This window comes from Actinokineospora iranica, assembly GCF_900101685.1.
Classification (GTDB): domain Bacteria; phylum Actinomycetota; class Actinomycetes; order Mycobacteriales; family Pseudonocardiaceae; genus Actinokineospora; species Actinokineospora iranica.
In genome coordinates this window covers 116,140-139,332 of the sequence record NZ_FMZZ01000016.1, presented here as the reverse complement: position 1 = coordinate 139,332, position 23,193 = coordinate 116,140, and the positions used below count along the sequence as shown (strand labels likewise).

The following is a 23,193-nucleotide window of genomic DNA, read 5'->3' as shown; positions in this document are numbered from 1 at the left end:
ACTACTCGTGGCTGCGGGTCTGCCGATGGCTGCGGAAACACCACAAGGGCCTGTCGTGGAGAAAACTGCACCCACGGGCCTTCACCGGCTCGACCAAGTGGGAAATCAGGGCAGGAGAGGTCACCTTGTTCGACCCGACCTCGATACCGTCCAAGCGCTACCGGTACCGAGGCGCGAAAATCCCCACACCCTGGAGCAGCAACGCGGCGTGAACCAACGAGACGCTGTGGAGAGCCGGATGCGGGGAAACTCGCACGTCCGGTTCGGCGGGCGGGGCATGGAAACGTACCAGAAGCAATTCCGGCAACGCGCCATGCCCCGACCCACCCTAGCCTCAACCACAGAAGGCGGGGAAGGCGCGAGCACGGCCGGGGTTCCCGTGGGAGAGCAAAGAAGCCAAGGGGGAACGGTTACCGCGACTTACCTCACCAATAATCTTCAGCCTGGCGACGAGTTTCTGGTTGTGATATTGAACGCCAGGCAGATACCAGAGAGTGACTACAAGGGATAAATATGCTGATCATTCGAGTGCCGCTTATACCGGGTTTCTCTCAGATTTTCATCGGTGACGGTCGGACCGGCCCCGAGGCTGACGTGCCGGAGTGGGACAACGAGAGTGAGAATCGAGGCTATGCGGCCTCGCGTAGTACAGTGCTCGTAGCGACTGGGGACCGGTCCGATTACGTCGTGGTTGATGTACTGAATGAGGTACCGGCACCCGATGCCATCGTGCTGTTCACTGCAACCCTGCGACTGCGCACGCTCGTTGTGTCACCTCCTGACGAGGTTCCGACTCGACCGGTGCTGTTCCTTCCAGATGAGGCGGACTGGCGAACGGTGATTACCGTCGACAGCAGCGAAAGCGAGAACATCCGGCGGATCTTCGTACACCTTCCGGAACTCGCCGACCCGCGCCTGCCGGACGGTCTGTAACCAGAGTTTCATCACTCGGCCGACAGCGGCCCCGTACGGATCGGTAGTTCCCGTACGGGGCCGTCTGCGTAGTTGCGCGTGTTGCTGCCGCTGCCGATTGCCGACCACACTCGGCAGCGCACGGTCCAGACATAAGCGCGATGGGAGTCACGCGAGGGCCCAGTAGAGACCTCCGCCGACGAGGACATCGACCCCGCAGGACAGCGACGAGATCACTTGAAGTGAGAGGCGCCTGCGGAACGGGCGGCTTTTGCGGGAGGCGGGTGTGCCGCTCCTGCTCCGACTGATCGGCGGCCGCCTGCGTGGGGGCGGCGATGGCCGTACCCGCCAAAGTCGTTCCGACAAGGCTCGCGAGGTATGCGTTCCGCATTCTCATAGTGCGGATCGAACAATTCCGAACCTGCCGGGATAGCGCCGAGCGGCCTACGGGAAGCGAAAGTTTCGCAGTCGCCGGTCAGCTTCGGTGGGGAACGGCGGCCAGGGTATTGACCGCCATGTGCGGACTGGTCGCCTGATCTGGGGAGAACACCCCATCCCGACTTCCGCGTTCGGGTGATGGAAGGTGACGCGACGTCGACCTTGAGTGGCATCCGAGTGTCCCCCCGACGGTATCGCAGTCCACTCATTCGGGCAAAAGTTTCCGGCTATCGTCAGAAACGACCAAAGGAGGTCCAGGATGCCGTTCCGTTTCCCGAAACTGTTGCTCGCCACCGTGCTCGCCATGGCCGCGGCCGTAACGCCCGCGACAGCGGGCCACGCCACTCCCGCCGCCGATCCACACCGGGTCATCGCGTTCTACCAGACCCAGTTCGTCGCTGGCAGTCAAGGCAAGGTCTATGTGTCGCCGCTGAAGTTGAAGGGCAAGGCCACCCATATCGAGGTCGCGGCGCTGCATCTCAACGACGGCGGCAAAGTCACGCTCAACGACGATCCGCCGTCCGATGCCAAGTACGACCAGATGTGGAAAGACCTGGCCAAACTGCGGCAGGGACCCGATGCGGCGAAGGTCATCATGCTGCTCGGGGGCGCGGCCCAAGGCACCTACAAGCGGCTGCACGAGGATTTCGACCTCTATTACGGCGCGCTCAGGGACGTGTTGCGCGCCTACGACCTCGACGGCGTCGATATCGACATCGAGGAGGAGTTCTCGCTGGCCGACACCCAGAAACTGATCCGCACGCTGCGCGCCGACTTCGGGCCCGACTTCCTGATCACTCTGGTCCCGGTGGCCAGCGACCTCAGCGGAAAGACCAAGTTCTCCGGCGGGTTCGATTACCGGAAACTCGAAGAGACGACGGGCGCCGACATCGACTGGTACATCGGGCAGTTCTACTGCGGTTGGGGGACCCTGGCGAGCAGCACTGATTACCAGGCGGTCATCAACAACGGCTTCAAGCCCTCACGGGTGGTCGCCGGAACAGTGACGAACCCGGCGAACTGCGCGGGCTACGTCGCGATACCCAATCTGGTCCCGGTGCTCAAGAAACTCGTCGGGCAGTATTCCGACTTCGGCGGCGTCGCGGGCTGGGAATACTTCAACGCGGTCGGCGAAACGGGCAAAGGACCGGAATCGTGGTACGCCGCGGTGCGGGAGGCGATGAACTGACCCCGGCCTCAGCCTCGCGGGAAGCGGCCGATGCGGCGCATCCCCTCGGCGAGGTCGGCCTCGGCGGCGGCGAGGGAGACGCGGACGTAGCCCTCGCCGCCCGGGCCGAACGCGGTGCCCGGGGCGACCGCGACCTGTTCCTCGGCAGGCAGGCGCAGCGCGAAGTCGCGGGCGGCACCGGGCTCGGCGCGGCCGATGTCGAGCCAGCCGTGGAACGCGCCCGCCGGGGTGGGCATGGGGATGCCCGCGGCGTCCGCGTGCTTGGCCACCAGGCCCCGCCGGGCCCGGTAGCTCGCCAGCATGTCCGCGACGCAGTCCTGTGGCCCGGTCAGGGCGGCGTGCGCGGCGTGCTGCGCGGGGCGTTCACGCAGGCCACGATCGTCTCCTGGCACTTGGCCACCGCGGCGACGGCGTCGGGCGGCACGGCCAGGTAGCCGATGCGCCAGCCGGTCATGGCGTAGGTCTTGGAGAAGCCGTCCGCTCGGGGGCGAACACGGCGGGGCTGGTGCAGGGCAGGTCGAAGACGATCTCGTCGTAGCACTCGTCCGAGATCAGCCACAGGTCGTGGCGGCGGGCGAACTCGGCCAGCGCCGCGACGCGCTCCCGGTCTGCCACGGTCCCGATCGGTTTGACGGGGAGTTGACCACGAGCACCCGGGTGCGCGGCGTGACGCGCGCGCTCAGCGCGGCGACGTCCGGCAGGAACCGGGTTTCCGCGTTGAGCGGGTACAGCCGGGTCATCATCAGCAGGTTGGGCCACGCCGGGTCCGGAACCAGGACCTCGTCGCCCGACAGCGCGGCGAAGATGCCCTGGGTCGCGCCCTGCGTCACGACCATCCGGTCCGGTGTGAGCGGGAAACCGTTGCGGGCGGCGACTTTCTTCGCGAGCGCGGCCCGCAGGAACGGCAGGCCCGTGTTGGGCGGGTAGTGCGTCGCGCCGTCGGCCACCGCGCGGGCGGCGGCCTCGGCGATTGTGCGGCGGGGTGGGGAAGTCCGGGTCGCCGACCTCCAGCCGGATCACTGCCGGCCTGCCGAACGCGATGTCCATGACTTCCCGGATGCCCGATCGGGGCAGTGTTTCGGCGGCGGGGTTGGCGCGCATCATGTTCCTCCCAGGGCGGCACGGCGACGGATGGCGGGCCGCGTAGTCCACTGCGGACTGGACCAGCGCGGTCGCGCCGAACCCGGAGAACAGGTTCTGCCGGGCGGTGATCGCCCGCAGCGCGGCCAACGCCTGTTTCGGTATGTCGCAAACGACACTCCGTCGCCGCCCGCGCTGCGGCTGGGCTTGACCACGATCCGCCCGCCGAGCGCGCGGTGCCACGCGGCCAGTTCGGCGGCGTCCGCGGTCCGCGACTGCTGCCCGCGCAGCCCGGCCGCGGTCACCGCCTCGACCATCGCGGCCTTGTCGCGGCGCATGTGGCTGCGCGCGGTCCCGTTCGTCGGCACGCCCAGCGCCGCGCTGAGCACGTCGGCGAAGGCCACCCCGTACTCGCCCCCGGCGGGTCCGGCGCGCTCCGCACCCGCACGCACTCGGCTCCCGCCGCCGCGAACGGGCGCGATGTGCCGAGCGGTGGCCGAGACGAGCCTGTCGGTCGGCGGCCCCCTGGGCCACGAGAACTGCCCGCTGGTGCCCACTGTGGACGGTTGGTGGTCGATAGTTGGCGTCTTGCCGCAGGTCAGGGCGGTCTTCGGGGAAAGTGGCACGGAAGATTTCCGATGCGTTCCGGCGGAGCTTTCCCCGACCCGGTTCTCGCTTTTCTTTCTCGCGGGGCAGGATGGCGACTGCCCGTGTGGTGCTTCGGCGCCGTGCGGGCGGGTCGGGTCGGTCAATCCGCTGGTCGGACGGCCCCGACAGGCGACACGCGGACAAGGAATGACGAGACTTCCCAATCCATTCCGCGATAGAGTAACGGCCTGTCAACATTTGTCATTCGTATCGAACGCGTGAGTCTTTCATTCTGAATGTAGGACCGGCGTCGGGGAGAGGTGGGGTGAAGGGTGTCTCAAGAGGGCGCGACGGGGTCGACGGTGGCACGCCGCCAGTTGGGCCGCTACCTGCGGGATCTGCGGAGCAGGGGGCGGTTCTCGGTGCGGGCTTCGGCCACGCACTTCGAGTGGTCTGAGACCAAGATGTGGCGGATAGAGTCCGGGATGACGTCCATGCGCAGCCATGAGGTCAAGATGATGTGCGAGTACTACGGTGCTCCGGCGGAGACCACCGCCGCTCTCATGGCGCTGGCCAAGGAGACCAGGGCGAACAGTTGGTGGGTGAGCTACAGCGACGCCATCCCCGACTACTTGGATCTCTACATCGGTCTCGAAGACGCGGCGGTCAGCTTGGAGGGCTACTGGACGGAGTTGGTGCCGGGTCTGCTCCAGACCGAGCGCTATGCCCGCGCTGCGATCGAGGCTTGCACGGCCCCAGAGCGGGTCGAGTCGCAGGTGCAGCTTCGCATGGCCAGGCAAGTGCTGATGTCCCGGACACTGGGTCCACTGTGGGTGAAGATCGTGCTCAACGAGGCTGTCCTGCATCGCCCGGTCGGTGGAATCGAGGTGATGATCGAGCAGCTTCGGCATCTCGTCGTGATGAGCCAGCGCAACAACGTGGCAATTCGGGTGATGCCCTATTCCGCTGGTTTCCACCAGGGTGCCAGGACCGGCCCGTTCATCAAGCTGGACTTCCCGACCGTGGCGAACGGCGCTCCCTCCGAACCATCCACGGTCTACGTCGAGGGTTACACCGGGTCGCTCTTCCTGGAGCAGCCGCACGAGATCGAGCGCTACAGTGAGGCGTTCGCGGGCATCTGGGAAGCCTCGATGAGCGAGGTGGAGTCCGTGAACTACATCGCCAAAGTGGCAAGGGAGATGCAGCAACAATGAGCAGTGACAAGCTGGCCGACGCCCGCTGGTTCAAGAGCAGCCGGAGCGCCGGCGACGGTGAGTGCGTCGAGGTGGCCTTCCTGGGCGACGGCGAGATCGCGACCCGCGACAGCAAACTGGGCGGCACAGAATCGGTGCTGCTCTTCGGCACCCACCAGTGGGACACCTTCGTCCGCACCCTGAACGCCTGACTTCACCCGCGTAGACCCCGCCCGCACCGCCGACCGGGGTCTACGCGGCAATCCGGTAGTTCGGCAAGCCACCCAGGCTCACAGGACAGGCCAGCTTGCGATTAACCCAGCGACCAACCTTCCGGCAGCCCCCTAGCCCACCACGTCTCCGGCCCCATCAAGCTCACACCTTGCGGCGTTCACGGCGAGCCAGGGAACGCGCTCCGGTTGTGGCCCATTGGATGATGACGTCGCGTAGCTCGTCCAAGGGCATGATCGCCCCAGCCGGGAACTGGACTTGGCCCTCCTAGCTGAAGTAGGCGAGCGGCGGGCCCGGGACTGGCTCAGGCCGTAGCGCCAGCCAAGCCCAGTCCGCACCTTCGGGCCTGGTTTCGTCGGAAAAGAGCGCGCCACCGAACTCGCCGGAGAACCCCACCTGAAGCCATCGGCGCGGCGGCACCCCAGACCCATGCCGACCGGCCGATCCCAGACGTAGACGTTCACCCTGTTGTGCGGTCCGGTTGTCCCCGGGCTGCGTAGCGCGAGGTCGACCAGCATCTCGACCTGAGCAGGCTTGGCGGCGACGACATACGGAAACGCGACCCTGTCGCCCCGGGCCGTGGGCGCGGTAGATGCTGGCCAGGAATGTGCGAGCCGGGGGGCTCGGGCGATGGCAGGTCGGGATCACCTCGACCAGTGGTAGCGCGACGGCGAACTGGTCGCGGTGGTGCACTACCCGTACGGAATGGGCTTCGACTCGCTGCGCGTGGCAGCCGCCGGGTGCGCCGAACTCGGCTTGGAGCTCGACATCGACGCGCAGTGGGCGATCCACGCCTGCGACCAATGGACGATCGCCGTCGTGATCACCCGTACCGGCCTGGGCGATGTGCTGAACCCCGAACGCAGTACTCAGCCCGCCTCGTAACCGGCCCCGTTGCCTTTTGCCGCTCAGGCGTCGATGCCGACACGGCCCGCGAACGCCCGCAACCCAGGCAGTGCGGCTGTGGCCGGGTGGCGCAGCAGGGTGCCGGTGATCTGTTGGATGTGCCCGCGGTGGCGGACTTCGTCCGGTGTGGCGGCTTCGGCGGCGAGCAGGGCCCGGTAGCAGTGTTCGGGTTTGCCCCACTGGTGGTAGGCGCGGGCGACGTCGGTCCAGTACTGGCCGCGTCGCTCGATGGTGGGGATGGCGGCGGTGTTGATGCGGGCGGCGATGTCGATCGCGGTGCCGGGGTCGCCCAGGGCGCGGGCGATGCTGATGCGGTAGAGGTCGACGCCGGTGTGCCCGAACGCGATGCCGCGGTGGTTGGTGTCGCCACCGATGCGGCAGGCGGCGTCGGTGGCTTCGCCGATGAGGGTGTGCGCGGTGTCGCGGTCGCCGCTGGTGGCCGCGGTGTAAGCGGCGGTGGACAGCAGCGACCCGTAGACCGCCAGGTGCTCGGCGTTGTCGCGGCCGGATTCGGATTGCAGGTCCGCTGCGGTGTCGATGACGAGGCGGTGGGCGGTCTCGGCGCGGCCCGCGCGGCGCAGCACCATGCCCCAGGCGCGGCGGGCGGTCGCCGCGGTAAGAATGTCGCCGCTGGCGTAGGCGGCCTGCAGGGCCCGGTCGGCGGTGGTCCAGGCGAGATGGTCATGGCCGACCTTGACCAGCAGTTCGGTGCTCAGCGTGTAGAGCTCGGCGAGCTGCGCGGTGTGCTGCCCGCCGGGGCGGTGGGTGTGCGCGGCGATCGCGGTGGGCAGCAACCGCGGCAAGGCGGCGGCGACGCGGGCGTATCGGCCCTGCTGGAACACCTCACGGGCGGCGGCGACGTCGCGGCCCAGCCGCGCCAGAGCTTCGGGCACGGGGGCGGTGGGCGGCGGGTCGAGCAGGGTCGCTTCCAGCGCCGCGAGCGGGTCGGCGGCGGCCGCGGTGGGGGTGCCGAGGATGGTGGACCCGGCCAGTCCGCCCAAGCCAGCGAGCAGTGTGCGTCGGCGCATCGGGTCGGTCTCCTCGTCCGGCCGAAGGATGGCCCTGACCCTAGCGGCGGGTGACGGGATCGGCACGGTCCGCGCGCCCGTGTCGGCCAACCCCAGCAGATGGGCGGGGATGCCGAGGGCGTCGGCGAGGCTGCGCAGCACCTTCACGTCGCGCAGCGGCTGGCGCCCGGTCTCGAGCCGGGACACGGTGGAGGTGGAGTAGCCACAGCGGGCCCCGAGTTCGGCCAGGGTGAGGTGGTGGGCCTCGCGCACCGCGCGCACGATGGCCCCCAGATCGCCGGAGGCGAGCGCCGCTTGAACCGGGCCGCTGCGCCAAATCGGGTCCGTGACGTCGTCCATCGCCGTGTCCCTTGCTCAAGCGTGGGACCTGCCAGCGTAACCGGGTGAACACGCTGGGTGCGAGGGGTTTGCGGCCTTCGCAACCAGCTCCCGAAGGACGCAAACCTTGTGGTGTCAACACATCCGCTCCCAGGACCGTGATCATCGGCGGCACCAACCCGGAAGCCGCCGAAGGGAGGCGACGATGTCCACGGAGTTCACCGCGGCCGAACTGTTGGCGGCAGGCCTGCTGCACGCCGATGACGACGCCCGGATCAGCCCGCGAGCGGTGTTCGTGCCCGCCGACGAGGAAGGTGTGTCACGGCCGGTCCGGATCGGGGCGGGGGCGGTGATCGAGGCGTTCGCCGTGCTCCACGGCGGCACGACGATCGGTCAGGACGCACGGGTCGAGGCGCACGTGGTCGTGGGCAAGCCGGAACTCGGCTACGCCGTCGGCCAGACCTACCCGGGCGCGGGCGCGGCCACGACCATCGGCGATCAGGTGGTGCTGCGAGCCGGTGCGGTCGTCTACGCCGGGGTCGAGCTGGGTGCCCGGGTGCTGGTCGGGCACCACACGCTGCTGCGCAGCGCCGTCACGATCGGCGCGGGCAGCCTGCTCGGGCACCACCTCACCGTCGAGCGGGCCACCCGGATCGGGCGGGATGTGCGCTGCTCGCCCGGCTCGCACATCACCAGCTCCACCCTGATCGGCGACCGGGTGTTCCTCGGTGCAGGGGTGCGCACCATCAACGACAAGACGCTGACCTGGCGCGACCCGGACCGCGAGCCGGTGCTGGTGCCGCCGAGGTTCGAGGCGGGTGCCAAAGTCGGCACCGCGTGCGTGGTGCTCGGCGGGATCACCGTGGGCACCGGGGCGCTGGTCGGCGGCGGGTCGCTGATCACCCGCGACATCCCGGCCGGAGCGATCGCCTACGGCCACCCTGCCCGCGTCCACGGCCAGGTGGTGGCCCGGTGACCGGCGAGGCGATCGGGCTATGGCTGAACCCGCTGCGCGGTGTCCTCGACCCGGCAGGCACCGTCGACTGGACGCGACTCGATGAGCTGGACGCGGCACTCGACGATGTCCTCGCCGCCCACCCGGTCAGCCCAGATCTGCCACCTGGGCCCGAGCGCAGCCACCGGCTCCGCCAGGTCCGGCGCGTGCTGGTCGCCGAGGGCGGGTTCGGCGACCAGCCGCCGCTGTGGCAGCTTCTGGCCCAGTTTGTGTGCGGCTACCGCGACATCGACCTGCGTGACGCCACGGGCCTGGGCCACGCCAGGCTCATCGCCCGCCACGGCACCGCCCCGACCCGGGCCCGGTGGCTGCCCCGGCTGCTCGCCGGGGAACTGGCCGGGGTCGCGATCACCGAGCCGCACGGCGGCACCCGAGTCACCGAGACCCGCACCCACGCCGTGGCGGGCACCGACGGGTGGTGGCTGCTCAGCGGCCGCAAGTGCTGGATCAGCCGCCTGACCGAGGCCTTGGTGTTCGTCGTGTTCTTCCGCGACCCGCACGGCCGCTTGGCCGTGGCCGCTGTCGACGCCACCGACCCCGGGCTGCGGCGCACCCCGGTCCTGCCGTCCGGGCTGGCCGGGTGGAGCTGGGGTGTCCTCGACCTGCACCAGGTCCGCGTGCACCCCGACGACGTCCTGATCGGCGACGCGATGGCGTTGCTGCGCGAGCACTTCGCCGTCTACCGGCCGTGGGTGACCGCCACGGCGATCGGCGGCGCGTCCGCGGTGTTCGACACCGTCACCACCGCGCTGGCCGCCCGCGACATCGACCGGACCCGGGACAACGCGCTGATCACCATCGGCCGCGCCCACGCCCAACTCGCCACCGCGCTGATGGGCTGCGCTGTCGCCGAGCACCTCGCCGAACAAGGCCACCATGCCGCTGAAACCTGGGGTGCGGCAACGAAAGCGCACGGCGTCGACACCGCCCACGCCGCAGCCGCCGAGCTGGCCCTGCTGGTCGGTGCTGCCGGGTTCCGCCACGATTCGCCGATCGCGAAAACCCGCCGGGACCTGGCCGGGCTGCTGTTCGCCGACGGCATCCACGACAGCCTCTACCGCAGCGCCGGGCGACACCACACCACGACACCGGTCGCCGTCCCCGCCCCACGCCAAGACACACCGGAGGTGCAGACCGCCCCGGTCGAGGCCGCGGGCTGAGCCGGGTTCAGGCGACCCGGACGCCGTGCTCGCACAGGGCGGTCACGCCTTGGCGGGCCGCTTCGACCGCGACGGTGAGCCGGTCGGCGAGCAGCGGCTTCACCTTGGTCCTGGCCTGGTCGATCGTGTGGAACCCAGCGGAGACGATCTCCCCGTCGCCGAACACCAAACCGACCAGGTCGGTCTCGCCCAAGACGCCGCCGTCGAAGACGAACACCACACCCTCAGGCCGAGAATCCTGCGGGCGGACGTAATCGACCACCAACAACCTGCCCAACGGCCGGTCCAGCCCCAGCTCCTCGACCAACTCCCGGGACGCGGTCGCCCACGGCGACTCGTCGGCCTCCACCGCGCCGCCCGGGATCTCCCAGTTCGGCTTGTACGACGGCTCCAGCAGCAGCACCCGGTCCGCGCGGTCGCGGAACAAGATCCCGGCGGCCATCCGCTTGCGCGCCAGGGTGGCGACGTACTGCTCGACGGGCAGGACTTCGGCGTTGCTCGGAGATCCGGTCACCCAAAGCACCCTAGCCACCGGACTGGTGACCGGGGCACCGTCCACCCGTCGCCCTGCTGAGGTGGGAGTGCGGTCAAGCCTGGTCGAGTCACCAACGCACTCGCCAGTCGATGATCTTGACGATGTCGACCTGCCAGTGACTTCACCTTGCCCGCCGGTCTATTCCACATTCCGTGCCCGGTGGGATGAACCGCTATTCCCCCAACCGCCTGCGCCCGGCGAAGCCGAGGTCGGCCCGGTGGTACCAGCCCAGGTCCGGCTCACCCTCCAGCCAGCACAGCAGCACCGCCACCCCGTCGATCTCGCTGGGAAAGTCCACCAGCAGCGGCGCGAAGCCCTTGAGGTCCGCCCCGGTCCGCTGCACCAGCGTCATCAACTCGTCCAGCCGCGCCTGCGCCGCCTTGAACTCCGGCAGCCCACCCAACCCGCTCGGTCGCGCCCCCGGCTCCAACGCGGCGGCCAACTCCGCCGCGTCCGCCCGCACCGCCACGATCTCGGCCAGCACCGGCCGCAACCGCTCGAACTCGGCCTTGGCTTCGGCGACAGTGAACAGCATCTGCCCAGGATCTCACCGCCGCGCGGTTCTTCCCAGGACGACCCGGTTACCGGGCGGCAGCCAAGTCGGCGATCAGGTCCGGGAGCAGCAGTTCCTCCTCGACTTGGCGGCCCGCGTGGCTCATCGCCGGGGCCAGGTCGGGGTCCCAGCTGGCCGAAACGGGCCTGCCGGTCAGGATGCCTGCTCCCGGCACGCGCGCAAGCGCTTGCTGGTACGCGGGGGCGTCGAACCGCCAAGGCCGCCACGGGATGTGCCCGGCCAGGGTGTTGGCGATGCGCAGGCCGCCCCAGTCGAAGTCGCCGTGGTAGGTGAAACGGGCGCCTTCCTCGGCGAGAAAACCCAGGAGGCGGGTCACGGCCGTCGACGGTTGGCCGTTGAGGCAGACCAGCGGCGGGCAGCGCGGTCCCAGCTCGTCGGCCGCGGTGGCGACGACGATCGGGTTCTCGCAGAGCCACACCAGTCGGTCGCCGACGCCCAAGCCCGGTCGCAGCTGGCGCAGGGTCAGCAGGCTTGGTTCGCCCGCTTCCCCTGCCAGCGCGAGGATGCGCGCGGTGGCCGAGCCGGTTCCGCCCGGCAGGCCGACGCAGAGCACCGACGACGACAACTCGTCCAGGTGCACGCCGACAGCGGCCCACGCGGCACGGCGGTCCGCGGCGGTGCCGCCGCCGCCCGGGGCGGAGCCCATGAGCACCCGGGCCGCGGACAGGACGAGCGTCGCGAGCGGGCGGCCGTCATCGAGGGCGTGGGCGTCGCCGACGGCCGCGGCGGCGAGCCTGCCCAAGGCGAGCCCGGCGGCGGGCAGCGCGGCCAGCACGCGCGCCGCGTCCGCCAACAGGGACGCGGCGGCCGTCGGGTCCGCGGTTAACCTGCGCACCAGGCCGGTGCTGTCCAGCCACTCCCGCCACGGGCGCAACGCCGGGCGCTGGTCGACCAGCTCGTCAAGGGGCGCGTGCGCGGCGGACCACGCCGCCCTGGCCTGGGCCTGCCGTCCCGCGCGGTCCGGGATGTCGCCGAGGACGGCGCGGACGGCGTCGGCCAGGCCGGTGGGCGCGGCTCCGCTCTCCCGGAGCATGGTGTCGAGGTCGTCCAGGGAGACCGACACCGAGGTTCCCCGGCCCGCGCGCCTGCCCAGCAGCAGTTCGACCGCTCTGCGCTGGTCCGGCGTGGCCGTGGACAACGTGACCGTGCCTGCCAGCGGCTGGCCCAGTTCCAGGCGTCGGCGCAGGCGGGCGAGCAGCCAGGCGAGATCCGGCTTGCCCAGCAACCTGCGCAGGCGCTCGGTGTCGGTCACTCGAACAGCGTCCCGGTCGGCTCAGCCGGTGGCGCGGGAGGCAGCGGAACCGGCCGGGGCGCCTGGACCCGGTTCCGGCCGTCCCAGCGCCACGGGGTGACCAGCACGGCGTCGATGCCTTCCCGGCGGGCGAGCTGGGCGATCGCGAGGCCGGGGACCTGCGGGTAGCAGCCCCATTCCCGCTCACTGGTCATCACCACGTCCAGGTCGAACGACGCGAGCAGCCCGAGGCACTTGGCCCGCGAGTCGTCGTCGACCCCGGCGAACGCCTCGTCCAGCGCGATCAGCCGCGGCGCGTCCGGGTTGCCAGCGGAGCTGTAGAACGACGATGCGGCGGCGAACAGCGGCACCGACGCGGCCAGCACCCGTTCGCCGCCGGACGCGGGGCCCGCGGCGGGCCGCCACTGGCCGTCCTGGTGCCGCTGGATCGCGAACTCGTGCCAGGAGCGGTAGTCCAGCGCCCTGGTCAGCTGCTCGACCCAGCCGCCCCCGGCGTCGTCGGCGTGCTCGCGGCTGATCTGCTCCTGGAGGAACGCGCCGACCAGGGCGCGGTCGGCTGGGCTCCACGCGTCCGCGGTCTGGCGGAGCAGCCGGTCGCGCACCCGGTCGAGGCCGTCGGGCGCGGCCTTGGCGGTGCGCCAGTGCAGCCGCAGGCGCATCCCGGTTGAGGTGGGCCGCGCTTCCAGGTCGGCGTTGATGGCCTGGACCTGCTCTTCCGCGCCGGTGATCAACTCCTGGAGGGTGCCCGCGACCTCGTTGACGAGGTGGTTCTCCAGGATTTCCCGTTCCTTGGCGGACAGCAGCACGCCGCGCTGCTCGGTCTCGGCCGCGAGCGCGTCGACCAGGGTCGGGATGTCCTGGGTTCGGCCCTGGAACCGCACATCGACCACGATCACTCCATTGTGGACTGTCAGGCCGACGGAATGGCCGTGCCGGGACAGCGCGTCGGTGAGCAGCTTGTGCTCGCCGGACACCCGCTGCTGGATCAGCTCCCACGGGCGTTCTCCGGCGTCGACGTCATCGAGGGCGGCGTTGATCGCGCGAGCCAACGCCACCGCGGGGGTGGGCGCCCAGTCGACCCCCGGATCTGGAACGTCCACATCGGACAGAACGCCTGCCAGGGCGGTGCCGAGCAGGCCGGTGGCGGCGAAGGCGCGCAGGTCGGCGATGGCCCGGTCCCGCTCGCCCGTCACGACCGCGATCTCCGCGCGCAGGGTCTCCTGCCGCCCGATCGCCTTGCCCCGTTCCTCAGCCGCCCGGCTTTCCTCGGCCCGACCCCGTTTCTCCCGGGAGTCGCAGTCGGCCAGCTCCCCGTTCACGGCGTCGATTTCGGCGAACAACTGCTCGACGCCCGCGCCCGCGCTGTCCACCAGGACACTCAACCGCTCGGCGGCGACCATCGCCTTGCCGCTCGCCTCCTCGGCCTGCTCCTCGGCCGAGACGTGCGCTTCGGCCGCCACCGCGAGTTCGGCACGGGCCTCGCCCACCGCGGACTCGGCCCGCCACGCAGCCTTGGCCGCGGGCCACAGTTTCGCCAGGGTGACCCGGTATTCACCGAGCGCGGCGCGGATCTCGGCGAGTTCGCCTTGTTCCGCGGGCAATCCGACGTCGCCCGCGAACTCGTCGGCGCGTTCGCGGGCGGCGCGGGCGGCGTCCGCGCGGGCGCTCGCGGCGCTCACGGCCTCGGCCAACCGCAGGTCGACCCCGCGTTTGGCCTCGTGTTCGCCCGCGAGCCGGACATGGGCCTCCCGCACGCCGCTGTCCGTGGGCAGCGCCTGGCGTTCGGCGGCCAACTCGGCCAGCCGTGCCACCACGTCCGCCGCCGCCTCGGCCAGTTCTTCCGCGCGGGCGCGCAGCACGGCGTGTTCGGCGCGCAGTTCCGCGAGGCGGGCGCGGCGGGCGGCCTCGCGGGCGCCCTCGCCGATGTAGGCCGCGGTGTCCTTGCGCCACGCGCCGGTGAGCACGCCGATCGAGAAGCGGCCGTCGGCCTGGACCCAGGTCGCCGCGCCGGGTCCCAGTCCGATGGCGCGGAGCACCGCCGTAACCGCGTCGTCGGTGAGCGCGGCGGCCTGGTCGTCCGCCCGGTCGACCGCGGGCGCGAGCACCGAGGTCAGCCCGCCGCCGGGCGCGGTTTCCCTGGGCAGCACAAGCACGTCGCCGGTCACCGCGTCGCGCAGTTCGCCGTCGGGGGTGACCCAGGCGTCGAGCACGCCCGCCGCCTCCAGCGCCGCCTCCAGACCCGCCCTGTCCTGTTCGGACAGTCCGGGGACGAAGTCGACAACCCGCCACAGCGGAGCGCCGGGACGCCCTTGGCGCACCAGCGGATTCCGGGTGACCGGCAGTGGCGGCCCGTCGTGGCCACCGCTTTCCAGCCGGTCCATCTCGGCGGTGATCGCGTCGATCCGGGCCCCGGTGGCGGTCCGCTCGGCGTCGATTTCCGCCTGCCGCCTGCCCAAGTCCGCGGTCGCCCGCGACACCGCCTCGTCCACGGCGGCGGTGACCGGGTTGACTCCGTCGAGGGTGTCGACCCACCCCTCAAGCGTGGCCAGCACACCGTCCACATCGGACACGTCGAAGCGCGCGTCCGCCAGATACGCCGCGCACGCCGCCACGAGGTCACGCCCCGCTTCGGTGACCACGCGCTCGGCGTCGGTGATCCGCTCCACCGCGGCCTGCTGCTCGCCGGTGACCCGGTCGACGTGGTCACGGGCGACGCGGAGCGCGTCGTCGGCCTTGCCGACGGCGACAAGCAGGCGGTCGAGTTCGGATATCGCGCGGACCTGCCGGTCGGCCAGGTCCTCACCGGCGCGGGCAACCGCGGTGTACGGCGGCTCGGCCGCGTCGAACTCGACCATGACGCCCGCGTGTGCGCCGACGACCCGGGCATCGGCGGCGGCCCGCTCGGCGGCCCCCCGGGCCGACTCGAAGCCCGCCCGGTCGCTCTCGGCTTCCCGCTCGGCCGCGTGAAGCTGGGTTTCCCTGCGCCGCAACGAGGTCAGCGCGGTCAGCCGGTCCCGTTCCCTGGACTCGGCGAACCGCTTCAGCCGGTCGGCGTCCGCGCGGGCCTCGGCCAGTTTCTCGGCGTCGCGCATCCTCGGGCTGTCCTGTAGCGCCTGCCGCCGGGCCAGCAACCGCGTGCGCTCATCGGCGAGTTCGACCAAAGCCCGTTGCGCCGTGGTGAAAGCCTCGACCGCGGCCGCGTGGTCGACCTCGGCCGCGCCGAGTTCCGCGCTCAGCTTCTCGTACCGGCTGTGCGCGCGGCGCGGCGGCTCCGCCCAGCGCTTCGCCGCGATACGCGCGTAACGGCGGTAGTGGCCGAGAAAGGCTTCCGCGGCGGACTTCGCCTCGGTCAGCCCCCGCAGCGCTTCGCGTTCCTCGTCGAGCCCGCGGAACGCCTCGGCCACCGTGGCGACCAGCGCAGGGTCCAACGGCGGCAGCGCCTCGGTCAGCGCCCGCGACAGCAGCTTCTCGTCCGGGCGCTTGGACAACTGCGGCTGCCGCAACTGGATGAGCAGGTTCACCAACGCCTCGTACCGGTGCGTGCCCAACCCGAACAGCGCCTCGTCAACCGCCCGCCGGTACTCGGTCGCCGTGTCGTAGACCGTGCCGCGCCCGTCGACGGCGTCCCGCAGCCGTTCCCGGGTGAGCGCGACCCTGGTCGGGCTGATCAGCGACAGCTCGACGCCGACCCGTTGGGAGGTCACGAAAAACCAGTGGCGCGCGATGCCGCGTCCGGCGACCGCCTTGAGCCCGCAGCCCAGGGTCCGGTACTCGGCGGTCCCGTCGGCGCGCAGGCGCCCGAACTCCAGCCAGGTGTAGCCCAGCCGCTCGGTGTTCGGGTGCTTGCCGCCGAGCAGCAGGTTCCACTCCATCCGCTTGTTGCGGTCGCCGTCGGGTTCCACGCGGTGCGGCGCCAGTTCCCCGTCGAGCAGGAACGGCAGCGTCAAGGCGAGCACCTTGGACTTGCCGGTTCCGTTGTTGCCGCGCAACAGCAGCCTGCCGTCGTGGAAGTGGAACTCTTCGACGTCGTAGTAGAAGAGGTCGACCAGCCCCGCGCGCAGCGGCTGCCACCGGCGGGTTCGCGGCTCGACGGTTTGCTGGTGGGTCACCGGGGCTTGTCCTTCGCTCGGTCGCGGATCGTGGGCGGGTCGACGGCGTACCGGGCGATCGCGGGCCTCGGCGCGATCACCGGCGGCTCGCCGGGGGTGACGGTCACCAGCCGCAGGGCTCTCAGCTTCACCAGCGCGGTCTCCAGCAATTCGGCGTCCGCGCCCGGTTCGGTGACTCCCTTGCGCCAGTGCCCCTTGTGCTTGACCGCGAGGGTCCGCACGTGCGCGAGCAGGGCGTCGACCGTGACCGGGGCCGCTTTGCCCGCCAGGTACGCGGCGACCAGGAGGGTGAGGTGGCCGTCGGTGCCCTGCTCCGGCATCCGCACGTCGGTCAGCTCGTCGTCCGGGTCGACCATGGCGACGCCTTCCGCGCGCATCTCGGGAACCAGCCCGGTGGCCTCGGAAACGCGCCGGGTGATCGCGTGCCGCTGGCCGACGAGATAGGCGCGTTCGTCTTCGGAAAGCTCGTCGTAGTAGACCACCGGGTCATCGAGGAGCCTGCGCGTGAGCCGGTGGCGCAGGGCGCGGTTGCGCAGGTCGTCGGTGTCGGGCACCGGCTCTTCTGTCAGCGCCGCGAGCCGCCGCTCGAAACCGGTCGCCGTGACCGTCGACGGGCCGCGCTGCCCGGTGAGCAAGGCGGCGAGCACGCGGCGCCGCACGTCGTAGAGCACGTCGCCGGTGTCGGAGAGGTACGCGTTCTCCTCGCCCGCGACGCGGTCGAGCACGCCCCAGTCGAGCAGCAGGCGCACCACGGCGACCAGGTCGGACCGCTCGTCGCGGCGGCCGAGGGTGAACGAGACCCCCGCGTCTGCCAGGTCGGGCTCGGCGACGGCGTTGAGCACGCCCTCGGCCAGCCGCCCCAGGGTGATCTGGGCGTCCGCGCGTTCCAGGACCGCCAGCGCCAGGCACAGCAGCACATACCGGCGCCTGCCGAACGGCGGCTTGGCGCGGCCGTCCCGGGCGGGATGGGTGCCGTCGGTGTTCTCCGGCGCGGACTTGAACAGCCGAACGGAGTCGGTGTCGACCTGCAACCGCCACCCGGTCTCCTGGGCCAGCCAGTCACGCAGCTCAGGCGCGTGCTTGCGGACCAGCCGGATCGTCTCGTCGTCCGCGCCCGCGACCAGCAGCGGCTTGAGCAGCAAGGCGCGCAACGCTTTGCGCCGCTGCGCCACCGCCTCGGCGGACGTGGTCACCAGGCTCACGCGACCTCCCCGGGCGCGCCTAGGCCGGTCAGGTCAGTGATGTCGATGACGTGCTCCGGACCGCGCAGCACACCGTCCTCGGTGTCGATTTCGACGACGCCGCCGCCGGGGACCAGCGACAACCGGATCTCCATCGTGCCGTCGCTGGTGGTCGTCTTGACCTCGGTGTCACCAGGCCGCCGCGCGGAAAGCGCGTCGCCGAGCAGGCCGAGGAACAACCGGAAGGCGCGGCTGTCGAGCACATCGAGGTCGGACAGGCGAACCGGCCCCGCGGTGACCAGCCGCTGCCGCGCCAGCGCGACCTCCGCCGCTTCCCGCTCGGCGTGCGCGACCAGCAGCCGCCGCTGCTCCTGGCGGTCGGCGACCTGGTTGGGCTTGCCCCGGCGCTCATACGAGCCCGTCCGCTGAAGCTGCGGGCTGATGCGCACCGCTGGCGCGTCCCGCCACGGCGTGGCCGGGGAGGGCTCCTCGTCCTCCCACGCGGCAAGAGTGGGCTGGGTGACCGTCAGGTGCCGTGCCGGGGTGAGGCCGAACGCCACCCGCCAGAGCCGGTGCGCCGCGTCGTCGTCGGGCGTCTCGGCGAACCAGCGGGCCAGCGCCCGGAAGTCCGCGGACCGGTCCGAGCGGCCGGAACGGCGCTCGTTGAGCGCGGTCACGGTGTCGATGAGCTGGGTGATCGCGGTGACCGCCGCGCCGCGCAGCAGGCGTGCCTGCGACGGCCGGCCCGTGCCCGCGGAAATGAACCAGTCGTGCAGACCGCGCCACCGGTTGCGCCACCCGTCGAGCGCGGCGGCGAGCGTGCCCGCGTGGTCGTCGGCGCCGGGTTCGCCTGGCTGGTCGCCGCCCGGTTCGGGCAGGTCGGGCACCGCGTCGGCGGCCTCGCGGGCCGCGGCCGCCATCAGCAGCCGGTCGACGCCGAGTGCGTCGATCCGGCCGAGCAGCGTCGCGATCTCCGCCCCCCGGTTCGCCAGGTCGGCGATGAACCGGTTGATGTAGTCGATGAGCCGCTGCTTGTACGCGACGAACGCGGCCACGTCGCCGTCGGAGAAGTCGATCACCCGGCGCAGCGACGCCATGAACGCCTGCGCGTTGTCGGCCAGGCCGGTGAACCGGTCCGCCAGCCCGAGCAGCAGCAGGTGCAGCTTCGCCGGGTCCAGGTCGTCGGGGTCCGCGGCCGCGACCTCGGCCAGCGCCCGCAGCTGCCCGGCGATGTCGGCCAGCGCGACCGACTGGAGAACACCCCGCCTGCCGATGGCTTCCTCGTAGACCGCGATGGCCTCTTCCGCCGCCTGCCCAGCGACGGTGAGCTGGTAGAGGTACCGGGCCCGGTGGAAGTCCGCGACGGTGGTGACGCGGCCGGTGTCCGGGTCGGCACGCAGGTTGCCCCACCCGACAAGCTGGTCGAGCGCGGCGCCCACCTGCTCGGTGTCGCCGGGCCTGCCGAGGTCGGCCGCCACGTCCTCGGGACGCAGATGGACGATGAACCGGTCACGCGCGCGGGCGAACGTCGTGAGCACTTCCCGGTAAAGCGCCGCGTTGGGCGCGCTGAGGTGCGCGAACGGTTGCCGGGATTGGGCTTCCTGAGACGCGGGGCCCGTAATCATGGCGACCATTGTCGCTGCCCGCGCCGACCGGCCCGCCACCACCCGCCGCCATACCGCGATCTCTGAACCGACACCAGGATTTGAGTAGTGCTACGCATCAGCCCAGGGGTGTCCGTGGCCCATCCTTGGCCCATGTCAACGCAGGCAGATCCGCTCCTTCGGCTCGCCGGGGAAATAGACGAGTTGGGGCGCCGTCTCACGCGAGTCGGCGCCGAGTTGCGGGACCTGCGGGCCGACCAGGCCGCGCCCGCGCCGAACCCGCCCGGGTGGCAGGCCGCGCCGCTGCCGCCGGGCCAGCCCTTTCCGCAAGATCAACCCCAACCACCCCAAGGGTTTCCGCTTGCCCAGCCGGGGCCACAGGCGCCAACGCCGACCATGGGCCAGTGGCAGCCCATGGCCCCCGGCGGTGCGGGCCCGTCCCTGGTCGAGCGGCTCGGGCGGGAGGGCGCGGGCAGTAGGCTGCTCGCCTGGGTGGGCGCGGCGGTCACCCTGCTGGGCATCGTGCTGCTGCTCGTCCTCGCGGTGCAGCGCGGGTGGCTGGGGCCGCTGCCCCGGGTGCTCGGCGGCGCGGCGTTCGGGCTCGCGCTGGTCGGGACCGGGATGTGGCTGCACCGCTCCCCCTCGGGTCGGACGGGGGCGCTCGCGCTCGCCGCGACCGGGATCGCGACGCTGTATCTGGCCGTGGTCGCGGCGACGACGCTGTACGGGTTTCTACCGACAGCCCTCGGGTTGGGGTTCGGGTTGGCCGTCGCCGTCGGGGGGCTGTGGCTGGCCGCGCGGTGGGATTCGGAGACGCTCGGCGCGGCCGTGGTGGTGGGCTGCGCGGTGTGCGCGCCGATGATCACCCGCGGGTTCACCCCGGAGCTGGTGACGTTCCTGCTGGCTGTCCAGGTGGCCACGGCGCCAGCGCAGGCGCGGCGCGGCTGGACGGCGGTCGCGATCTCGGCGGGGGTGCCGCCGCTGTTCGCCTCGGTGGTGTGCACGGCGCTGACCCAGGGCGACTGGCCCGCGACCTTCACCGCGCTCGGCGCGGGCGCGGTGGGGATCGCCCTGGCGCTGGTCCAGCTGCGCCGACGGGTCGACGAACCGGCCGTGCTCGCCCTGCTGGCCGCGGCGGCGGCGCCCGCGCTGTTCGCGGCGCTGTTCCTCGCGAAGCCCTCGTCCGTCCTGGTCGCGGGCGGGGTGGCGGTCCCGCTGCTGGGCCTGTGGGCGGCGGGACGACTGCTGCCCGGCCACGCGGGCGACGTCGCCGCCGCGGTGGGTCTGGTCGCGGTCCTGGAAGCGACGCTGACCTGGTTCGACGGGCGGGCCGTGGCGACGGTGCTGCTCGGTGAGGCGATCGCGCTCGCGCTGGTCGCGCTGTGGACGACCGGCAGGCGCGTCGGGTTGGCCGGGGCGATCGGGTTCGGCGCCATCGGCTGCGGCTTCGCGCTCGCCCGCGACCTGCCGCCCGCGCTGCTGCTGCGGTTCGACACGCATTCCCCTGCCGACCTCGCGGGCGGCGCCGTGGTGGCCGTGCTGATCCTCGGGTTCGCGATCACGCTGGCCTGGGTCGCCGTTCGGCTCGGGGTGTTTCCCGCGCCGTCGAAGAACCTGGCGCCCTGGGTGGCCGCGGGGGTGGCCGCTCTGTACGGGGCGGCCGGGGCGCTGCTGTGCTGCGCGCTGCTGCTCCTGCCCGACCGGACCGGCTTCCTGGCCGGGCACGCGGCAGTCACCGTGTCCTGGGCGGTCGCGGCGCTGGTGCTGCTGATCCGCGGCATCCGCCGCGTCACTGTGGCCGCGCAGATGACCGGTCTGGTGCTGGTCGGCGCGGCGGTGCTCAAGCTGGTGCTGTTCGACCTGGCCACACTGGACGGCATGGCCAGGGTGACGGCGTTCCTCGGCGCCGGTCTCATCCTGCTGGCCGCCGGGACCCGCTACGCGCGCCTGGTCACCACCCGTCAGGACAGTGCCGAACCGGCCGGTGTGCGGCAGAAGTGACCTGATGGCAACAAACGGGAACGCCGAGCACTTTCGAGCGGAACCACCGTGCGGAAAGATCGACACTGCCGAAGACCGACACCGCCGCCCGGACCATCCCGGGCGCCGTGGCACGGGCACGATCGGGTGGTCGGCGCGTCCGGCCGGGCCGGTCGCCGCCCGCGGCGCGGGCCACCCCGGACGGGGGGTGGCCCGCGTTGGCCGCACCCGGCCGCAGTGGCAGGATCGGCTGCTTGCAGGCCCGGTCGAGGAGGGTGATGGACGACAGCGACGAGTCCGAACTCGACGTCCCAGCCGAGGTGCACACGGTGTGCCAGTACTGCGGGGGCGGTGGCATGGTCGCCGACCCGAAACTGGCGATCATCGGCGGCGCGCCCCGCACCGTCGACAATGGCCGTCCCTGCCCGCACTGCGAGACGGTGGGCCACTTCCCCGGGATCGTCCCCCCGGTCTGACCAGGATCTCCACCGGACGTCCACCACCGCCAGCGCCCCGCGCGCCAGGGTTGCGCCATGCCCTACACGCTGTCCCACGCCGCGGCCGTGCTGCCGTTCGTCCGGCGGCCGCTGGTCGGGTCCGCGCTCGTCTTCGGGTCCATGTCCCCGGACCTGCTGTACTTCGTGGCCCTGCGCCCCGGAGTGGACGAGCGGACGCACACCTGGTGGGGCCTGGTCGTGATCGACCTGCCGGTGGCGCTGGCGCTGCTCGCGGTGTTCCACGCCTTCGTGGTCCCCGCCGCGCTCCCCCTGGCCCCCGCCTGGGCACGGGCCCGCCTCGTGCCGTTCGCCACACCGCCGCGGCTGGGGGTCGCGACGGTGGCGTCGGTGCTGGTGGGTGGCGCGACCCACCTGGTGTGGGACGCGTGCACCCACCACGACGGCTGGATCGTGCGGCAGGTCCCCGCGCTGCGGGAGTGGCTGTGGGTCGGGATGCCGCGCTACCACTTCCTCCAACTGCTGAGCAGCGTGCTCGGCATCGCGCTCATCGTGTGGTGGTCGGCGCGCGCCCTGCGCCGGGCGACCCCCGCCGAGACCGTCCCGCCTGAGTACGCCCCGCCGAAGCGCCCGTGGGTGGTGGTGTGCGCGGTGCTCGGCACGGGCGTGGTCCTGGCCGCGGTCAACGCCCTGACCACCATGGCCGGAGTGGCCGACCAGACGGTGCTGACCATGGCGCACACCATGGCGGCCGGGACAGCCCCGAGCGAGACGCAGGTGACGGTGGGCATGGTCAGGGCGTCGATCGGGATCGTGACCGGCGTGTTCGTGGCCCTGGTCGGCTACGGCCTGCTGCGCCGGGCACGCGGGTGAGGCTTATACCCGATCTCGCCCGGCAGGCGGCGGCGGTTATCCACATAGCCCGCGTTCGTCCACAGGTTCAGCGCGCCTCTTTAACTCGCTGACCTGCGTCGATAGACATGAAGCATGACCAAGACCCGTGCGCTTCCACGCCCCCTGCCCACCCTCGAAACCACACCGACCCGTCCGCTCGCGGGCACCCACGGCACACCGAGAACAGCTGGCTCGCCCAGGGGGAGGACCACTGCCGGGTCCGCGCGAGCACCCGGCCCGCGCACCCGCACCGTCCTCATCAGCGCCGCGGCCGGTGCGACGCGCTGTCGAAGCCGTCCGACGGCTGGCACCGGCCCTCTCCCACTTCCGGGTGAGGGTTCTCCCGCCGCACGGACCTTTTCCCGCCGCCGGGCAGGCCGTCCCTTGCCGCCGAACGGGTCTTTCTTCGCCGCCGTACGGCACCTTCTTCAGGCGGGCTTCCTCCGGGCAGGTACGGCTTTCCCCTGGGCGGCTATCAGGGCGGCGAGGCCGGAGGCGTCTGGGGGCTTCCCCCGGGGGAGTAGGACTTCGCCCTCCGGTCGAACCTTGCC

22 protein-coding genes and 1 pseudogene are annotated in these 23,193 nt (G+C 71.7%); 12 read left to right on the top strand and 11 right to left on the bottom strand.

Going from position 1 to position 23,193, the window contains the following annotated elements; genetic code table 11:
• The 4 genes from BLS56_RS32570 to BLS56_RS26035 form a co-directional block, all read left to right on the top strand.
• On the top strand, positions 1–212 hold a 212-nt coding region (locus tag BLS56_RS32570), incomplete at its 5' end, for a hypothetical protein (RefSeq protein WP_228771942.1).
• Between the two features lie 26 nt (positions 213–238).
• Positions 239–511 (top strand): NucA/NucB deoxyribonuclease domain-containing protein, encoded by a 273-nt coding sequence (locus BLS56_RS33125; protein WP_407640553.1) that lies wholly within the window; start codon positions 239–241, stop codon positions 509–511.
• 2 nt (positions 512–513) lie between these two features.
• Entirely contained in the window at positions 514–933 is a 420-nt protein-coding gene (locus BLS56_RS30970) for a hypothetical protein (RefSeq protein WP_139191004.1), read from the top strand.
• Between the two features lie 676 nt (positions 934–1,609).
• Positions 1,610–2,539 (top strand): glycosyl hydrolase family 18 protein, encoded by a 930-nt coding sequence (locus BLS56_RS26035; protein ID WP_091456024.1) that lies wholly within the window; start codon positions 1,610–1,612, stop codon positions 2,537–2,539.
• 8 nt (positions 2,540–2,547) lie between these two features.
• Here the strand turns inward: BLS56_RS26035 and BLS56_RS26030 are convergent, their stop codons facing one another.
• The 4 genes and pseudogenes from BLS56_RS26030 to BLS56_RS32565 all read right to left on the bottom strand — a co-directional run bounded on the left by BLS56_RS26030 (position 2,548) and on the right by BLS56_RS32565 (position 4,245).
• Complete coding sequence (locus BLS56_RS26030) at positions 2,548–2,841, bottom strand: aminotransferase class I/II-fold pyridoxal phosphate-dependent enzyme (protein WP_091456022.1); 294 nt, start codon at positions 2,839–2,841, stop codon at positions 2,548–2,550.
• 26 nt (positions 2,842–2,867) lie between these two features.
• On the bottom strand, positions 2,868–2,993 hold the full coding sequence (locus tag BLS56_RS32835) for a hypothetical protein (RefSeq protein ID WP_267463947.1): 126 nt from the start codon (positions 2,991–2,993) through the stop codon (positions 2,868–2,870).
• A pseudogene (locus BLS56_RS26025) lies at positions 2,990–3,486 on the bottom strand (pyridoxal phosphate-dependent aminotransferase). Before BLS56_RS26025 ends, BLS56_RS32835 begins: the two are co-directional and overlap by 4 nt.
• A gap of 153 nt (positions 3,487–3,639) precedes the next feature.
• Positions 3,640–4,245: a hypothetical protein gene (locus BLS56_RS32565; RefSeq protein WP_228771940.1), complete on the bottom strand. Its 606-nt coding sequence runs from the start codon at positions 4,243–4,245 to the stop codon at positions 3,640–3,642.
• Between the two features lie 294 nt (positions 4,246–4,539).
• Between BLS56_RS32565 and BLS56_RS26015 the strand changes: the two genes are divergently transcribed.
• From BLS56_RS26015 to BLS56_RS26005, 3 genes are all read left to right on the top strand, one after another.
• Positions 4,540–5,421, top strand: coding sequence for a helix-turn-helix domain-containing protein (locus BLS56_RS26015; protein WP_228771939.1), 882 nt, complete (start codon positions 4,540–4,542; stop codon positions 5,419–5,421).
• Positions 5,418–5,612, top strand: coding sequence for a DUF397 domain-containing protein (locus tag BLS56_RS26010; RefSeq protein ID WP_091456016.1), 195 nt, complete (start codon positions 5,418–5,420; stop codon positions 5,610–5,612). Before BLS56_RS26015 ends, BLS56_RS26010 begins: the two co-directional genes overlap by 4 nt.
• Positions 5,613–6,315: 703 nt before the next feature.
• Positions 6,316–6,516: a hypothetical protein gene (locus BLS56_RS26005; protein ID WP_091456014.1), complete on the top strand. Its 201-nt coding sequence runs from the start codon at positions 6,316–6,318 to the stop codon at positions 6,514–6,516.
• 23 nt (positions 6,517–6,539) lie between these two features.
• On the opposite strand, the gene BLS56_RS26000 is transcribed toward BLS56_RS26005, so the two are convergent.
• Complete coding sequence (locus BLS56_RS26000) at positions 6,540–7,904, bottom strand: helix-turn-helix domain-containing protein (protein ID WP_091456011.1); 1,365 nt, start codon at positions 7,902–7,904, stop codon at positions 6,540–6,542.
• A gap of 184 nt (positions 7,905–8,088) precedes the next feature.
• Here BLS56_RS26000 and BLS56_RS25995 point away from each other — a divergent pair, with 184 nt between their 5' ends.
• Together BLS56_RS25995 and BLS56_RS25990 are read left to right on the top strand one after the other, a co-directional pair.
• Positions 8,089–8,859, top strand: coding sequence for a DapH/DapD/GlmU-related protein (locus BLS56_RS25995; protein WP_091456010.1), 771 nt, complete (start codon positions 8,089–8,091; stop codon positions 8,857–8,859).
• Positions 8,856–10,058, top strand: coding sequence for an acyl-CoA dehydrogenase family protein (locus BLS56_RS25990; RefSeq protein WP_091456007.1), 1,203 nt, complete (start codon positions 8,856–8,858; stop codon positions 10,056–10,058). The genes BLS56_RS25995 and BLS56_RS25990 overlap by 4 nt, the downstream gene beginning before the upstream one ends.
• A 7-nt stretch (positions 10,059–10,065) precedes the next feature.
• Here the strand turns inward: BLS56_RS25990 and BLS56_RS25985 are convergent, their stop codons facing one another.
• From BLS56_RS25985 to BLS56_RS25960, 6 genes are all read right to left on the bottom strand, one after another.
• Positions 10,066–10,572: an NUDIX domain-containing protein gene (locus tag BLS56_RS25985; protein WP_228771938.1), complete on the bottom strand. Its 507-nt coding sequence runs from the start codon at positions 10,570–10,572 to the stop codon at positions 10,066–10,068.
• Between the two features lie 193 nt (positions 10,573–10,765).
• On the bottom strand, positions 10,766–11,128 hold the full coding sequence (locus BLS56_RS25980; protein ID WP_091456005.1) for a DUF2203 domain-containing protein: 363 nt from the start codon (positions 11,126–11,128) through the stop codon (positions 10,766–10,768).
• A gap of 46 nt (positions 11,129–11,174) precedes the next feature.
• Complete coding sequence (locus BLS56_RS25975; protein ID WP_091456003.1) at positions 11,175–12,419, bottom strand: TIGR02679 family protein; 1,245 nt, start codon at positions 12,417–12,419, stop codon at positions 11,175–11,177.
• A complete protein-coding gene (locus tag BLS56_RS25970; protein ID WP_091456000.1) occupies positions 12,416–16,528 on the bottom strand; it encodes a TIGR02680 family protein in 4,113 nt (1,370 codons plus the stop codon). Before BLS56_RS25970 ends, BLS56_RS25975 begins: the two co-directional genes overlap by 4 nt.
• Entirely contained in the window at positions 16,525–17,730 is a 1,206-nt protein-coding gene (locus tag BLS56_RS25965) for a TIGR02678 family protein (protein ID WP_228771937.1), read from the bottom strand. The genes BLS56_RS25970 and BLS56_RS25965 overlap by 4 nt, the downstream gene beginning before the upstream one ends.
• Positions 17,727–19,334: a TIGR02677 family protein gene (locus tag BLS56_RS25960; protein ID WP_091456068.1), complete on the bottom strand. Its 1,608-nt coding sequence runs from the start codon at positions 19,332–19,334 to the stop codon at positions 17,727–17,729. Before BLS56_RS25960 ends, BLS56_RS25965 begins: the two co-directional genes overlap by 4 nt.
• A 132-nt stretch (positions 19,335–19,466) precedes the next feature.
• Between BLS56_RS25960 and BLS56_RS25955 the strand changes: the two genes are divergently transcribed.
• From BLS56_RS25955 to BLS56_RS25945, 3 genes are all read left to right on the top strand, one after another.
• Positions 19,467–21,314, top strand: a complete 1,848-nt coding sequence (locus BLS56_RS25955; protein ID WP_091455999.1) for a DUF2339 domain-containing protein — start codon at positions 19,467–19,469, stop codon at positions 21,312–21,314.
• Positions 21,315–21,571: 257 nt separating this feature from the next.
• Positions 21,572–21,769 (top strand): hypothetical protein, encoded by a 198-nt coding sequence (locus BLS56_RS25950; protein ID WP_091455996.1) that lies wholly within the window; start codon positions 21,572–21,574, stop codon positions 21,767–21,769.
• 57 nt (positions 21,770–21,826) lie between these two features.
• Positions 21,827–22,621: a DUF4184 family protein gene (locus BLS56_RS25945; RefSeq protein ID WP_091455993.1), complete on the top strand. Its 795-nt coding sequence runs from the start codon at positions 21,827–21,829 to the stop codon at positions 22,619–22,621.
• Positions 22,622–23,193: the final 572 nt, after the last annotated feature.